The sequence below is a fragment of the Pantoea sp. y20 genome (assembly GCF_054903455.1).
The window spans coordinates 4,081,119-4,095,087 of record NZ_CM142816.1 but is presented as its reverse complement, the minus strand read 5'-3'; the positions used below and the strand labels follow the sequence as shown (position 1 = coordinate 4,095,087).

The window sequence follows — 13,969 nt, the reverse complement described above, 5'->3', positions numbered from 1 at the left end:
GGTATACTCAGAACCCTTGTTTTAGCTTATCAGCCCGGTTTGGAGTCGTTACCCCTCATGCAAGAAATTATGCAGTTTGCAAGCAATCACCCCATCCTCAGTCTGGCATGGGTCGCTTTACTCGTTCTCGTGATTGTGACCACCGTTAAAGGTATGTTCTCTAAAGTAAAAACTATCAGCCGTGGTGAAGCTACCCACCTGATAAACAAAGAGGACGCGGTGGTGGTAGACGTGCGTTCACGTGACGATTACCGCAAAGGACACATTTCTGGGGCTATCAACGTAGCGGCAGCAGACATCAAAAAAGAGAGCTTTGGCGAGCTGGAAAAGCACAAGTCACAGCACATAATTGTAGTTTGCGCGACCGGTCAAAGTGCGGGTGAATCTGCAGCGAAATTGAGCGCAGCGGGTTTTGAAAAAGTCTCCGTTCTGAAAGATGGCGTGAGCGGCTGGAGTGGTGAAAATCTGCCACTGGTGCGCGGTAAATAACTTCTCAGAGGTAACCGTATGGCGAATGTAGAGATCTACACCAAAGTCACTTGTCCTTATTGCCACCGTGCAAAGGCGTTGTTGGATCAGAAAGGCGTGTCGTTCCAGGAGATTCCCATTGACGGGAACGCGGCGAAACGTGAAGAGATGATTCAACGCAGCGGCCGCACTACGGTGCCACAGATTTTTATTGATGCGCAGCACATTGGCGGCTGTGACGATCTTTACGCGCTGGATGGGCGTCAGGGACTTGATCCTTTACTCCAGGCATAACTTTTCGGTCAGACAATTTTAACTCACAGGATTTAGTCACATGTCAGAGCAAAGCAGCAGCGAAATGCAGTTCCAGATTCAACGTGTTTACACCAAAGATGTTTCTTACGAAGCGCCAAACGCACCGCAGGTTTTCCAGAAAGAGTGGGAACCGGAAGTGAAGCTGGATCTGGACACCGCCTCTTCTCAGTTAGCTGATGGCGTTTTTGAAGTCGTTCTGCGCGTTACCGTAACGGCAACCGTTGGCGAAGAAACCGCATTCCTGTGTGAAGTACAGCAAGCGGGCATTTTCACCATTAGCGGTATCGAAGGCACGCAGATGGCGCATTGCCTCGGCGCGTACTGCCCGAACATTCTGTTCCCGTATGCACGCGAATGCGTAACCAGCCTTGTGTCTCGTGGTACTTTCCCGCAGCTCAACCTGGCGCCAGTGAACTTTGATGCGCTGTTCATGAACTATCTGCAGCAGCAAGGTGAAGGCGAAGCGCCACATCAGGATGCCTGATGACTACACTCAACGCTTCAATTAGCGTCATCGGTGCCGGCTCGTACGGCACCGCATTGGCCATCACGCTGGCCCGCAACGGCCATCCGGTTCTGCTCTGGGGCCACAATCCTCAAAGCGTGGCGCAGCTGCAAGCTGACCGCTGCAATGCCGCTTTCCTGCCCGATGTCCCTTTCCCTGATAATCTCGTTCCTGAAGCCGATCTGGCAACCGTGGTTAACGCCAGTCGCGATCTGCTGGTCGTCGTGCCGAGCCATGTATTTGGCGACGTGCTGACGCAGCTTAAGCCGCATTTGCGTGCCGATTCGCGGATTGTCTGGGCGACTAAAGGACTGGAAAAAGAGACTGGCCGGTTGCTGCAGGATGTGGCGCGTGAAATCCTCGGCGATGCGATTCCACTCGCGGTGATTTCCGGACCTACCTTTGCAAAAGAGCTGGCAGCCGGCATGCCAACGGCCATCGCACTGGCATCCACCGATGCGGAGTTCGCTGAAGACCTGCAGCAGAAGCTGCACTGCGGCAAAAGTTTCCGCGTCTACAACAATCAGGATTTCATCGGCGTGCAGTTAGGCGGCGCGGTGAAGAACGTGATTGCGATTGGTGCGGGGATTTCTGACGGCATTGGCTTTGGTGCCAACGCGCGTACCGCCTTGATCACTCGCGGCCTGACGGAAATGAGCCGTCTTGGCGCAGCGCTGGGCGCCGATGCCACCACCTTTATGGGCATGGCCGGTTTAGGCGATCTGGTGCTGACCTGTACCGATAATCAGTCGCGCAACCGTCGTTTCGGCATGATGCTGGGGCAAGGCGAGAGCGTAGACGAGGCGCAACGCATTATCGGACAAGTTGTAGAAGGCTACAGAAACACCAAAGAAGTCAAAGCATTGGCCGCGCGCGTCGGCGTAGAAATGCCGATTACCGAGCAGATTTATCAGGTGCTCTATTGCGGAAAATCAGCGCGAGAGGCAGCATTGACCTTACTTGGCCGTGCAAGGAAGGACGAAAACAGCCAAAGCTAAAGCAGGATGCGCCAGCGTCACCACCTGTAGCGCCCCATCAGGCGCTTTTTTTATCGGGAGCAAACAGCAATGTCGTCTGAAGAGTTAGAACTGGTCTGGAACCATATCAAAGCCGAAGCCAGAGCCCTGGCCGACTGTGAACCGATGCTGGCCAGCTTTTACCATGCGACACTGCTCAAACACGAAAACCTCGGCAGCGCGCTCAGTTACATGCTCGCTAACAAGCTGGCGAACCCGATCATGCCCGCTATCGCTATTCGCGAAATCGTGGAAGAAGCCTATCGTGAAGACCCGGAGATGATTGTCTCTGCGGCCTACGATATTCAGGCTGTACGCCAGCGCGATCCCGCCGTTGATAAATACTCTACGCCGCTGCTTTACCTCAAAGGTTTCCACGCCTTGCAGGCTTATCGCATCGGCCATTGGCTGTGGAAAGAGGGCCGCCGCGCGCTGGCTGTCTATCTGCAGAACGAAATCTCCGTCTCATTTGCCGTGGATATTCACCCGGCGGCACGCATTGGTCGCGGCATCATGCTTGATCATGCTACCGGCATTGTCATCGGCGAAACGGCAATCATTGAAAATGATGTTTCAATTCTGCAATCGGTGACGCTCGGCGGTACTGGTAAAACCAGCGGCGATCGCCATCCGAAGATCCGTGAAGGTGTGATGATTGGCGCCGGCGCCAAGATTCTGGGCAACATTGAAGTGGGGCGCGGCGCAAAAATCGGAGCCGGTTCGGTTGTCCTGCAGCCTGTACCGCCTCATACCACGGCGGCCGGCGTACCAGCGCGCATTGTCGGTAAACCGACCAGCGATAAACCCTCGATGGATATGGATCAGCACTTCAACGGCGCAGGCTTTGAGTACGGCGACGGCATCTAGCCTTTGATCAGTGCGCCAGCATAATCGAGTTGGCGCCACGCTTCATACACCACCACTGATACTGCATTAGACAGGTTCATGCTGCGGCTCTCCGCCATCATCGGAATGCGGATTTTCTGCTCAGCGGGTAGCGCGTTGAGAATTTCTGCGGGTAAACCGCGACTCTCCGGACCAAACACCAAATAATCACCCTTCTGATAGCTCACCGCGCTGTGCGCCGGCGTTCCTTTGGTGGTGAGGGCGAACATGCGCTGTGGCGTTTCTGTTGCCAGAAATTCTGCGTAATTGGCGTGTTTTTTCAAGGCGGTATATTCGTGGTAATCCAGCCCGGCGCGGCGCAGGCGCTTGTCATCCCAGGCAAAGCCCAGCGGTTCAATCAGGTGTAACTGGAAACCGGTATTTGCGCACAAGCGAATGATGTTGCCGGTATTTGGCGGAATTTCAGGTTCGAATAAGACAATGTTTAGCATAAGGCCCCCAGAAACGAGGGCCGAAGCATAACAAATTATTGACGGGCGGAGTACAGCGGCAGCCACAGCGTGAGGCGTAAACCGCCAAGAGGGCTGTCATCCGCTTTAACCCAGCCGCGATGCTGCTGGATGGCGGTTTCGACAATCGCCAGGCCTAATCCGGTGCCGCCTGACTCACGATCGCGCGCCTCATCGGTGCGGTAGAACGGACGGAAAATCTGCTCGCGATCTTCTGGGCTGACTCCTGGACCATCATCATCGACATGAATGGTGATGCCCGCAATATCCACCGAGAAGCTGACGCTGATGTGCGAATTCGAATAGCGCAGCGCATTACGCACGATATTTTCCAGCGCACTCTCCAACGCATGGGGATTACCGTACAGCGGCCACGGGCCAGGCGGATAGGGCACTTCCATCAGTTTGCCCATCTGCTCGGCTTCAAATTTGGCATCTTCCAGCACGCCATTCCAAAGCTGATTGGCCTTCATCGCTTCGCTAACCAGCGCGTTATTGTGCTGCGTTCGCGACAGCACCAGCAGATCGTTAATCATGCCATCCAGACGCTGCGCTTCCGTTTCAATGCGCTGCAGCTCTTTGCCTTCACCGTTACGGCGACGCAGGAGCGCGGTTGCCAGCTGCAAGCGAGTTAACGGCGTACGCAATTCATGGCTGATATCGGATAGCAGACGCTGTTGCGCCGTCATCATGCGTTCGAGCGCGCTCACCATTTGGTTGAAACTGGAACCCGCAGCCAGAAACTCTTGCGGCCCCGATTCCAGTTCCGGATGCTGGCGCAAATTGCCGCTTGCCACTTCATCCGCCGCATATTTAAGTTTGCGCGCGGGGCGCGCCAGGCTCCACGCCAGCCACAGCAGCAGCGGCGAGCTGATCAGCATCGTGACAATCAGCAGCAGTAGCGGGCGGTCAAACAGCAGATTAACGAAATCGAGCTGCGAGCTGGTGGCAGGACGAATCAGGTAGAGCTGATAGTTGTCTTCGCCATCGCGGACCGCGAAAGGTCCAACCATCTCCACGCGGCCATACTTTTTCTTTTGTGGGTGGTCGGCGTTATCCGACTGCCCAATAAAGTTGCGGATGATCTGCATTTCATTGTGCTGCGCGCCAATCACCCGGCCTTCGCTGGTCACCAATAACAAACGCTGACCAGGCGGCGCCCATTTGTCGATGGAGCGGAACAGGCGACGCCACCACATTAAGTCGTTGGGTGGATCCTGAGACAGCTCCGCTTCAACGTGCTGTTCAATCATGGTGCCCTGACGTTGCTCGCTTTCCAGTAACGCGGTCATCTGGCGCGAATCGAGTTTAGGCACCATGAGAACCAGCATCAACACCAACGCTAGCGTGAGCCAGAAGATGGCGAAGATGCGGGTGGTTAAACTTCCAATCATGATGCCGAAACCATCAGATAGCCGCGTCCGCGTAGGGTTTTAAACCACGGATGACCATCACGACGTTCCGGCAATTTACGACGCAGGTTAGAAATGTGCATATCGATAGCGCGGTCAAACGGTGTCAGACGTTTGCCCAACACTTCCTGACTAAGGTGCTCACGCGATACTACCTGACCCAGATGCTGTGCCAGCAAATAGAGCAGGGTGAACTCGGTGCCGGTGAGGTCCAAAGTTTCGCTGTCGAAGCTGGCCTCCTGACGACCCGGATTCAGGCGCAGGCAGTCGACTTCCAGCGTGGGTGAGCTGTTATCGTGCTGCTGTTGCTGCTCGCTCCAGTTTGAACGGCGCAGAATGGCACGAATACGTGCTACCAGTTCACGATCGTTAAACGGTTTAGGCAGATAGTCATCTGCACCCAGTTCAAGGCCCAGAACGCGGTCCAGTTCGCTGCCACGTGCAGTCAGCATAATGACCGGAGTTTGGTGCTGTTGGCGTAGTTCTTTCAAAGTGTCGATACCATTCTTCTTCGGCATCATCACATCAAGCAATAGCAAGTCCACGGTGTTGTCTAGCAGGTTAAGCGCCTGCTCACCATCGCTTGCCACAATGACTTCAAAACCTTCCATCTCAAGCAGTTCTTTAAGCAGCGAAGTTAATTCGCGGTCGTCATCAACCAACAGGATTTTATTCATTTTTTATTGCCCTCCGCAGGCAAAATACCGTGTTCCTTGACTTGCAATCCAACGCTTTACGTACTTTTACACCCCCTGACGGATGTTTGCAGCCACCGCCGTACACTGGCTCTCGTTGAATCGCAAAACGGAACGAACTGGGAGTTAACGATGCGCTACTTAACCGCCGTCGTCATTGCCTCAGCGATGGTTCTCAGTCACGCCAGCGCCGAAGCAGCAGACACGACGACGATTGACGAGATGCATCCGAACAGCGGATTGACGACAGGCAGTATGACGCAAAATCCGCAAAGCTACATGTTCGATGGCATTGAGCTGACTGAACAACAGCGGCAACAGATGCGAGACCTGATGCAGCAAGCGCGACACGAACGCCCAACCATCAGCGTTCAAGATATAGAAACTATGCATGACCTTGTCATTGCAGACAAATTTAACGAATCGGCTATCCGACAGCAGGCAGAGAAACAAGCCCGCGCAGCGGTAGAACAGCAAGTCGAGATGGCTCGGGTTCGTAATCAGATGTATCACCTGCTAACGCCTGCACAGCAAGCGACATTGCAGAAAAATTATGAGCGACGATTAGCTGAAGTTCGTCGGCTCTCAGGATTGCAGCCATCATCACCGCTGCAAGCAGTGAGTAGTACCAGCAGTAACCAGTAACATAGTATCCCTGTTTTCCTTGCCATAGACACCATCCCTGTCTTCCCCCGCATGATGCGGGGGTTTTTTTTATCAATAACTTACCAACAAAACCACGCTAAAACAGTCAGTTAGTTTGAGTTATCAACCAACAGGAACCAGTTCAAAGCAACTGGAAAAGGGTCGCATTGTGGTCACTGGTGGACACAAGGTGGACACTCTTTCGGGAATAACGCTCGCATCTCAACTTATGACCGGCTCAGCGGCTTTCTGACGGCTTTTCCCAATCTCTATCGCCTCCAGTCCCCCGCCCAGCGGATTGAGCGTCACAGCGTGCTGGAGGAAGTCTGGCGCAAAGTGGGCGTAAATCATCGTCTGCTCAATTTTCGCATGTCCGAGGATGTCACGCAGTGTAATGATGTTTCCGCCATTCATCATAAAATGACTCGCGAACGTGTGCCTGAGAACGTGTGTTGCCTGACCGCGTGGTAATTCCGGTACGGCGGTTCTCAGCTTTTCCCTGAAACTCTCGTAATCCACTTTGAACAGCTTCCCGCTTCTGCGCGAGCCGATAAGTTTTTCCAGCTCATCCGAAATCGGGATCACCCTGTTTTTGCCGTTCTTCGTGGCGAAAAAGTGGATGCGTCCCATGCGCACGCGCATTGCATCCAGTTCTGCCGCTTCACTCCATCGTGCGCCAGTGCTCAGGCAAACCAGCGCAACCTTCCTTTCATCCCCTTCCAGAACGGCCAGCAGTGCGGTGATCTGATCCGGCATCAGGAATATGACTTCAGGATCTGCCTGTTTTAACGGAGGCAACTTCTGCACCGGATTTGGCTGGCGATACTCACCGAGCTTAATCAGAGTCGTAAACATGCCGGAAAGGCGATAAACATCACGATTAATCGTGGCCGGTGAAATTCCCGCTGCCAGCCTGGACGTTCTCAGCTGTAGCAGGTTCTTTTTGCTGAGCGCGTTCGCCGGCGTATCACCAATTTGAGCAATGGTTTTGAGCAGATGCATTCGCTCAATTTTTCCGTTCTTCAGCGTGATCCCGTGTACTTCCCACCAGTTAGCCAGTAGCTCAGAGATGCGCCGGCGGTCTGAGGGTTGTTTAGACCATTCTTCCGGCTCACTGGCTTTGCTCATCACCCAAAGTTCATACGCTTTCGCGTCAGATTTCCTGCTGAATTTCTTCCGGTATCGCTTTCCTGCTTTACCGGTAGGGCGGATGTCCACCATCCATTGACCATCATCAGTTGGTTTAATGCTCATGGTTGAGCCCTCCTGATTGATGGTGTTGCTTCGTCGTTTGCCGGGCCGGTATGGCTCAGCAGCCAGGCGGAATGTACAGCTAACCATCCCTGCCTGTTAATTGGCGTTACTCTGTTTTTTCTGGCCCACTGTGTGTGAGAGCCGGCGATATCTGGCCGGCTGCTTCAGTGGTTTTGCCGATCATCATCCATAACGTGTACTTCTCGAATCTAGCTGTGCGGACAATCCTTTCAATCGTTTTTAGGCCAACGCCATCACCACCTGATTCAATGTTTCTCAGGCTGCTTAAAGCGAGGCTGCATTCCCTAGCCATCACGGCTTGTGTGATCCCTTCAGCCATCCTGATGGCGCGTATTTTATTTCCATAGTCCTGAGTCATTTGAACTCCCAAAAGTACCGGATTTATTAACGAGGCTACTGATTAGCAGCATCGGCGTTATCGCCTTCGTCGTTTAAATCTTCAGCGCCTTTTGGGGCTACTTGTCCAGCACGTATCGCGGTTTCGCCCGTCATCAGCCATAAAACGTATTTTTGAAACCGTGGATGTGCGCACATCTTTTCAATGATGCTTAGGCCTACCTCTCTCCCGGTTTCGTAGTTTTTAATGGTGCTCAGTCCAATCCCTGTTAAATCACGTAGTTGCATCTGGGTAAGCCCCTCCGCAATACGGATTAATCTTAATTTCTTCCCATACGCTGTTGACATCGTTCCAGATCTCAGACTAGATTAGCGCCATGGTTCCACATCTCAGACCATGACAGTTTCAATAAACCCAACAGCAACTAGAAGCCGTAGGAAGCAGTTAGAAGCAGTTGGAACCTTAAACAGGAGATTATCACATGAGCACGATGAGTGATGGTTTGGAGGTCAAAAGCCTCGCTGACGCAGTTACGTACCAGAAGTTTGGCGAGATGATCGGGAAGCCGGTCAGCGCAATTAAGGCGATGGCTGAGAACAATAAGCTGCCGCTGATTGAATGGCGTAACCCGGAAAACCCTACCGGCCGAGCTGGTGAAAAAATGGTGTATCTGCCTGAATTTAATCGTGCTATGCGCGATGCATATTACTCCCGTCCGACCGAACAACGCGATGCCTGGTTGCTATGGCTGGGCCTTTAAATGTCAGCGGTACATCAGGTAGTTGAAGTAAACAAGCACGTCAGCCTGTATCGCGGTTTCACAATTCAGCGTTTGCCGCGCAGCGCGGTCGATAAGAATCACCGTTATCAGGTGACAAAAGACGGGATGTATTACGGGCAAGAGTTCGCCCAGGCTGAAGCTCTACGCACCATTGATGGCCTTCACCGTGATCATGAAGTCTGGTGTGAGCGCCTTGGATTTCCAGTAGTGGTTGGCGAGGTGACGAATTGTTCAGAGCCGATGAATGGCAACTAGCGGTTTACCTCACGATTCTGGCGTGGGGATTAATTGAGTCGATGCAGCTGATCATTCAGGACATCTGCCGGCGACAACGGGCAAAGCGTTACAAGGCAAGTAAAAAGGGAATCAAAGCAAATGCGTAATGAATACCAGGTATTAAAAAACAACCTTCTCAACTCCTACCACAACAAAGTTATGGTGCTCAAAGCCGCCACCGCTGTTGCGCCGCAGGTGCGTGAGAACTCCATCGCTGATCACGCTTTCCGCCTGAGTATCGGTCTGGAAGGTCTGGTAACTGTCGCAAATGCCTCGGGTGATGCGGAGTCTGCTGATGAGCTGGAAAAGGTTGTTGCTCAGTGCAGTCGCGGCGAAATTCCACTGTCGGCCATTGCGTGATAATCCGGCGCGGTGCGCCGGGCTTATCCGAGGCATCGCTTGCGAGCGGTGCGCCTGATAAGTCTCAGTGGGGTGAGTATGGCTGATATCGAAAATGGAGAAGGGGCGGTTAACCCTTATGCCGCGATAGCTGCCCCATACCTCCGCAAGTTTCATAAAACGAGAGTTGAGAAATGCGCGGGAACGCCTCTAGAGCGAGCTTTTAATAAGTTGTCAGCATCAGAGAAAAAGGCGGTATTTGTGCTTGGAAATGCCAAAGCGGAAATATGGCCGGGGAAAATGGCGAAGCTGGGACATAACCAGATTGCATTTGTATACAGCCAGTTTTCAGAGCAGGAAAAGTTAACGCTAATTTCCGGCATGAAATCCCTGAAGGAATTGTCCGACAAGATTCCATATAGCCGGCCCGGCGAAGAAGGTGCCGCAAGGCTTACGGAGTATGACGGCAGCGAAGGAGAAGAGCCCGAAGAGGTGCCGATTTCCTGTGTTACCAACGTTACTGAACCGTCGGATATACATCTGAACGTTCTCGGCTTCTGAATTAAATAACCACTCATTTTTTTCTTAATTAGGCGAATTACTCGCCGGGCTTCGTGCAACCTGAAAAAAGGTGACTACATGCAATCAATACCTCGGGCGAAAGTGACGAACTGTGAAAACGTCATGATCTCCATGCTTTCCCAAGCCAATCAGGAGGGCCAGCAGGATAAGGCCTACTCCGTATCAATCCGCCTGAATGCACTGGCGATCATCATCGTTAAAAACCAGCTAAGCCCCGCTGCAACTTCTGAGCTTCTGATGAAAGAAGCCGCGAAGTATGAAGCTCAGGCCGTAGGGGGTTTGTAATGCCAGACATCATTGATATTGCCCAAGAGCACGCCGCCGAAATGCTGGCGCATCAGATTTCTGCAGCAAGGTCGAAAGTAACCGCTGTAAGCAGTTCATTCTGTGAGTCATGCGGAGAGCCTATTCCTGAAGCCCGCCGCCGTGCTGTGCTTGGTGTGTCAACATGCGCAACCTGCCAGGAATTAATTGAGCACCGCGCGAAGGTCGCCGGTATGCGTCAGGGTTGCCGCTCATGAACAAAACCATTCTGAAATGGCCGGGCAGCAAGGCCAAAGTGATGGGCGAGCTGAATAAGCACCTGCCAGCTGGTAACCGCCTGATTGAGCCGTTCGCGGGATCGTGTGCCGTGATGATGAATACTGATTATCCGGCCTACCTCGTTGCTGATATCAATCCTGATCTAATTAATCTGTATCGCCAGATTCAGGAGTTTGAAAAACCATTCACCGCATTAGCCGCCAGCGTTTTTGCCCAGAACGCCGATGAAAAAAGCTATTACGATATCCGCAAGGTGTTTAACGATGACGCCGGCATGACTCTCCTACATCGCGCAGCTTACTTCCTGTATCTGACCCGCCACGCCTACCGCGGCCTTTGCCGCTTTAATCAGCGCGGAGGTTTTAACGCGCCTTATGAGAAGACGGCTAAACCTTATTTCCCGACTGAGGAAATTCAGGCGTTTGCCTTTAAGGCACAACGAGCCACTTTCATCTGTGCTGATTTCACTGAAACGCTGGCGCAAGTCAAAGATGGTGATGTTGTTTATTGCGATCCCCCTTATGACGGCACGTTCACCCAATATCACACCAACGCATTTGCCGAAATTCAGCAGCGCCAGTTAGCGCAGAAGCTGAATGAGTTGGCGACAGTTGGCGTGCCAGTTATTGCTTCAAATAGCGATACCTCTTTGATCCAGAGCCTTTATGGCGACTTTGAACGTCACAGCATTACTGCCCCGCGTAGTATCGGTGTCGCAGCTGGCTCCGGTAAAAAGGCCAATGAAATAATTGCGGTTAGCCGCCCGGCTAAGTCGGGCGAGGTGGCAGCATGAATCTCATTGACGCAGTGATAACCAGAATTATTGATGTCAGACCATATCGTCATTTCTGGTTGGTTGAAGTTGAGGCCAATGCTTACGGGGGTTTGACCAAAACTGAGCTAATCAGAGATACCGAAGAGCAGGCTCGTAGCGTCAAGCCGGGTGATGTCATCGCGGTATGACAGAGATAAACCGCGGCAGAATTGCCCCAACACCTCCACCTCCTTACCCCGGTAAAGCGCCAGAGCCTGCCGGGCCTTATGCATGGAATGCATCCAGAGATTCTGAAGATTTTGCTGTTGACCGAACTCCGGGTGTAATTCGTTATCGGCATGATGGTGAGTCACGTTCTGTTGAGCTATTTGACCTTTTCGGTCAGCGCCGTGAGCGCGATCAGGAAGAACGTGTTTTACGACGTCGCCTGCAAGCGCTTCCGCAATATATTCGGCGCTTTTATGCGCAAAAGCTCACTGAGATCGAAGAAAAACAGGGTAAGAAAAAAGCGGCTCATTGGCTTAAAAGCTCGTTTGGCCGCTTTGTTCTTCCTCGTGTTGATGCCGTTAACCAGCAGTATCAGCCTGACGGCGAAATGCCCCCTGCGCTCATTGAGTTCCGCAGTGATTTTTACCGTATTCCTTGGGCGGGAAAGCGAGAGCTGAAAAAACTCTCATATCTGCTGGCCGATAAATTAACTAACGAGCTGATAAACGAAACCAACCTGCAAATGGAAAAACACGGTGATGCCGAATTTTCTATTTTGTCCGGTTACGGTCGTGCGGCCTGGCTGATCTCTCATTTGAAAATGACTGCGCCAGGCTGGCAGCGTTACTGCGCCGAAGAGCTTACCGCAGAAGAGGCATTATCAGCCGCCGCGCGTATTGAATCATCATCATGGTGGATGCGCCGTCTGCGCAAGTTACATGACCAGTGGCGTGAGCATTTGATGATCGCGTCAGGTTATGTGCATAAGAAAGCGGCACCATATTGCAGTGAGCAAGTGCTCAACGAGTGGGTAGCCCAAAAACGCGCGAATCGTGAATTCCTGAATGCCATGGAGTTGGAGGATCAGGCTACGGGGGAGCGTACATCACTGGCTGATAAAGTAGACGGTAGCGTTGCTAATCCTGCTGTACGTCGCGCTGAGCTGATGGTCAGAATGCGAGGCTTTGAGGATTTGGCAAAAGCTCAGGGCATGGTTGGTGATTTCTATACGCTGACTGCACCCTCCAAATATCACGCAATGCAGGTAAGCGGTAAGCGCAACAATAAATATCAGTCTGCTAATCCGCGCGAAACCCAGCGCTATCTTTGCAAAGTATGGTCAAAGGTTCGCGCTGCATGGGGTCGTAAAGGTATTCGCACTTTTGGCTTTAGGGTTACTGAGCCTCATCACGATGCTACGCCTCACTGGCACCTGCTGCTGTTTTTCATGCCCGAACGTATTGAGCAGGCTCGCGCCATTTTCCGTAAATATGCACTCAAGGTTGATGGTCACGAAAAAGGGGCGGCAGAAGCACGTTTCAAAGTTAAGCCTATGGACGAACAGTTTGGTTCTGCAACTGGATACATCGCTAAATACATCTCCAAAAATATAGATGGCTATGCACTTGATGGTGAAAAGGATGACGAAACCGGCGAAGAGTTGAAGGATATGGCGAAGCGCGTGTGTGCCTGGGCGTCGCGCTGGCGTATCCGTCAATTTCAGCAGATCGGCGGTGCTCCGGTGACAGTTTATCGTGAGCTTGGCCGTTTGCGTGATCGCGATCTTGTTCTGCATCCGGAGATAAAACCTGCTCAGGAAGCTGCGGGCGGATATGACTGGTTTGGATATACGCAGGCGCAGGGAGGGCCATTAGTTCCGCGTGATCTCCTTCGCGTGCGCCTCAGCTATGAAATGACAGAAAACGGTAATGACTATGGAGACACCGTCAGCCGTATCAGCGGCGTTTACTCTCCGTTTTCCGTTAATTCAACCATCTACACCCGCACTACCGATTACAAAATCGTGCCGAAACAAAAGACCAACTCGGATGAGGCTTTTGACATCTCAGGCGGCATCGCCGCCCCTTGGAGTTCTGTCAATAACTGTACGCGGGAGCCACATAATGATGATAAATCCCCAGTAACTCGGATGATTGTTAATGGATACTCGGGCGACACGGAGCCTGTAGTAGCACCTGAAAGTGAAGTTGTTGCGATTAATTTTGAAAAGTTGAGCCGCAAAGAGAGGCGAGAGCTAAATCGTAGGCTTTTATCTAAGGTCCGGCATGAAAGATATAACGACCGAGAGCGCCGTGCTGCTCCAATACGTCGGGAAGTAACAGATCCGAAGGTTCAGCAGCTAGATGATTATGCTAAGTCGGTTGGATGGGAGTTGAGTAAAAGTCAGCTGAAACTTCTGTTATCCGGTGAAAAGATGCGGATAGATGGCAAAATTGTCACTACGACTCGCAATTGTGAATTGATAGTGCGCGAAGACGATAGTGCCGGCATTAAAGCTACTGGTTTATGGCATCATATGAAGTCTCAACACAATATCGACAGTGCCAGTATTAGGCATGATCCTGTCGGAAATTATGCGAAGATGCTTAATCAGATTGATCCTGTTGCTTGGGAGACGTTGTTCGGTTGAGGTGTGAAAAGG

Annotated in this window: 21 protein-coding genes; 15 read left to right on the top strand and 6 right to left on the bottom strand. The window is 52.2% G+C overall.

Features of this window, described 5'->3' with window-relative positions; translation table 11 throughout:
- The first annotated feature begins 57 nt into the window (after window positions 1-57).
- From ACYAC5_RS19125 to cysE, 5 genes are all read left to right on the top strand, one after another.
- Entirely contained in the window at window positions 58-489 is a 432-nt protein-coding gene (locus ACYAC5_RS19125) for a rhodanese-like domain-containing protein (RefSeq protein ID WP_008109709.1), read from the top strand.
- A gap of 18 nt (window positions 490-507) precedes the next feature.
- A complete protein-coding gene (gene grxC, locus ACYAC5_RS19120; protein ID WP_007885328.1) occupies window positions 508-762 on the top strand; it encodes a glutaredoxin 3 in 255 nt (84 codons plus the stop codon).
- Between the two features lie 40 nt (window positions 763-802).
- The gene (gene secB, locus ACYAC5_RS19115; protein WP_101760668.1) at window positions 803-1,267 is read left to right on the top strand and encodes a protein-export chaperone SecB; all 465 of its coding nucleotides are present in this window, start codon (window positions 803-805) and stop codon (window positions 1,265-1,267) included.
- Window positions 1,267-2,286, top strand: a complete 1,020-nt coding sequence (gene gpsA / locus ACYAC5_RS19110; RefSeq protein WP_101760667.1) for an NAD(P)H-dependent glycerol-3-phosphate dehydrogenase — start codon at window positions 1,267-1,269, stop codon at window positions 2,284-2,286. The genes secB and gpsA overlap by 1 nt, the downstream gene beginning before the upstream one ends.
- Before the next feature lie 69 nt (window positions 2,287-2,355).
- Entirely contained in the window at window positions 2,356-3,171 is an 816-nt protein-coding gene (gene cysE / locus ACYAC5_RS19105) for a serine O-acetyltransferase (protein ID WP_007885334.1), read from the top strand.
- Here the strand turns inward: cysE and trmL are convergent.
- Genes trmL through cpxR form a run of 3 tightly spaced genes read right to left on the bottom strand, consistent with a single transcriptional unit; the run spans window position 3,168 to window position 5,748 of the window.
- Complete coding sequence (trmL, locus tag ACYAC5_RS19100; protein WP_101760666.1) at window positions 3,168-3,641, bottom strand: tRNA (uridine(34)/cytosine(34)/5-carboxymethylaminomethyluridine(34)-2'-O)-methyltransferase TrmL; 474 nt, start codon at window positions 3,639-3,641, stop codon at window positions 3,168-3,170. The genes cysE and trmL overlap by 4 nt on opposite strands.
- Before the next feature lie 35 nt (window positions 3,642-3,676).
- Entirely contained in the window at window positions 3,677-5,053 is a 1,377-nt protein-coding gene (gene cpxA, locus ACYAC5_RS19095) for an envelope stress sensor histidine kinase CpxA (RefSeq protein ID WP_101760665.1), read from the bottom strand.
- Complete coding sequence (gene cpxR, locus ACYAC5_RS19090) at window positions 5,050-5,748, bottom strand: envelope stress response regulator transcription factor CpxR (RefSeq protein WP_007885339.1); 699 nt, start codon at window positions 5,746-5,748, stop codon at window positions 5,050-5,052. Before cpxR ends, cpxA begins: the two co-directional genes overlap by 4 nt.
- A gap of 150 nt (window positions 5,749-5,898) precedes the next feature.
- Here cpxR and cpxP point away from each other — a divergent pair, with 150 nt between their 5' ends.
- A complete protein-coding gene (gene cpxP, locus ACYAC5_RS19085) occupies window positions 5,899-6,411 on the top strand; it encodes a cell-envelope stress modulator CpxP (RefSeq protein ID WP_101760664.1) in 513 nt (170 codons plus the stop codon).
- A gap of 222 nt (window positions 6,412-6,633) precedes the next feature.
- Here the strand turns inward: cpxP and ACYAC5_RS19080 are convergent, their stop codons facing one another.
- From ACYAC5_RS19080 to ACYAC5_RS19070, 3 genes are all read right to left on the bottom strand, one after another.
- Window positions 6,634-7,665, bottom strand: a complete 1,032-nt coding sequence (locus ACYAC5_RS19080; protein ID WP_462062139.1) for a phage integrase — start codon at window positions 7,663-7,665, stop codon at window positions 6,634-6,636.
- A 106-nt stretch (window positions 7,666-7,771) separates the two neighbouring features.
- Window positions 7,772-8,044 carry a helix-turn-helix transcriptional regulator gene (locus ACYAC5_RS19075; RefSeq protein WP_462062138.1) on the bottom strand — a complete coding sequence of 91 codons (273 nt, stop codon included), beginning with the start codon at window positions 8,042-8,044 and terminating at the stop codon, window positions 7,772-7,774.
- A gap of 35 nt (window positions 8,045-8,079) precedes the next feature.
- Entirely contained in the window at window positions 8,080-8,370 is a 291-nt protein-coding gene (locus tag ACYAC5_RS19070) for a helix-turn-helix domain-containing protein (protein ID WP_222213507.1), read from the bottom strand.
- Between the two features lie 134 nt (window positions 8,371-8,504).
- Between ACYAC5_RS19070 and ACYAC5_RS19065 the strand changes: the two genes are divergently transcribed.
- The 9 genes from ACYAC5_RS19065 to ACYAC5_RS19025 all read left to right on the top strand — a co-directional run bounded on the left by ACYAC5_RS19065 (window position 8,505) and on the right by ACYAC5_RS19025 (window position 13,957).
- Window positions 8,505-8,783: a Cox family DNA-binding protein gene (locus ACYAC5_RS19065; protein ID WP_462062136.1), complete on the top strand. Its 279-nt coding sequence runs from the start codon at window positions 8,505-8,507 to the stop codon at window positions 8,781-8,783.
- Complete coding sequence (locus ACYAC5_RS19060) at window positions 8,784-9,059, top strand: hypothetical protein (protein WP_462062135.1); 276 nt, start codon at window positions 8,784-8,786, stop codon at window positions 9,057-9,059.
- A gap of 120 nt (window positions 9,060-9,179) precedes the next feature.
- On the top strand, window positions 9,180-9,440 hold the full coding sequence (locus tag ACYAC5_RS19055; RefSeq protein WP_462062133.1) for a hypothetical protein: 261 nt from the start codon (window positions 9,180-9,182) through the stop codon (window positions 9,438-9,440).
- Between the two features lie 78 nt (window positions 9,441-9,518).
- Window positions 9,519-9,980 carry a hypothetical protein gene (locus tag ACYAC5_RS19050; RefSeq protein WP_462062131.1) on the top strand — a complete coding sequence of 154 codons (462 nt, stop codon included), beginning with the start codon at window positions 9,519-9,521 and terminating at the stop codon, window positions 9,978-9,980.
- A gap of 78 nt (window positions 9,981-10,058) precedes the next feature.
- Window positions 10,059-10,286 (top strand): DUF2732 family protein, encoded by a 228-nt coding sequence (locus ACYAC5_RS19045; protein ID WP_462062130.1) that lies wholly within the window; start codon window positions 10,059-10,061, stop codon window positions 10,284-10,286.
- Entirely contained in the window at window positions 10,286-10,522 is a 237-nt protein-coding gene (locus ACYAC5_RS19040; RefSeq protein ID WP_462062129.1) for a TraR/DksA family transcriptional regulator, read from the top strand. Before ACYAC5_RS19045 ends, ACYAC5_RS19040 begins: the two co-directional genes overlap by 1 nt.
- The gene (locus ACYAC5_RS19035; protein ID WP_462062128.1) at window positions 10,519-11,337 is read left to right on the top strand and encodes a DNA adenine methylase; all 819 of its coding nucleotides are present in this window, start codon (window positions 10,519-10,521) and stop codon (window positions 11,335-11,337) included. Before ACYAC5_RS19040 ends, ACYAC5_RS19035 begins: the two co-directional genes overlap by 4 nt.
- Window positions 11,334-11,507, top strand: a complete 174-nt coding sequence (locus tag ACYAC5_RS19030) for a hypothetical protein (RefSeq protein WP_462062126.1) — start codon at window positions 11,334-11,336, stop codon at window positions 11,505-11,507. Before ACYAC5_RS19035 ends, ACYAC5_RS19030 begins: the two co-directional genes overlap by 4 nt.
- Window positions 11,504-13,957, top strand: a complete 2,454-nt coding sequence (locus ACYAC5_RS19025) for a replication endonuclease (protein ID WP_462062125.1) — start codon at window positions 11,504-11,506, stop codon at window positions 13,955-13,957. Before ACYAC5_RS19030 ends, ACYAC5_RS19025 begins: the two co-directional genes overlap by 4 nt.
- Window positions 13,958-13,969 lie beyond the last annotated feature (12 nt).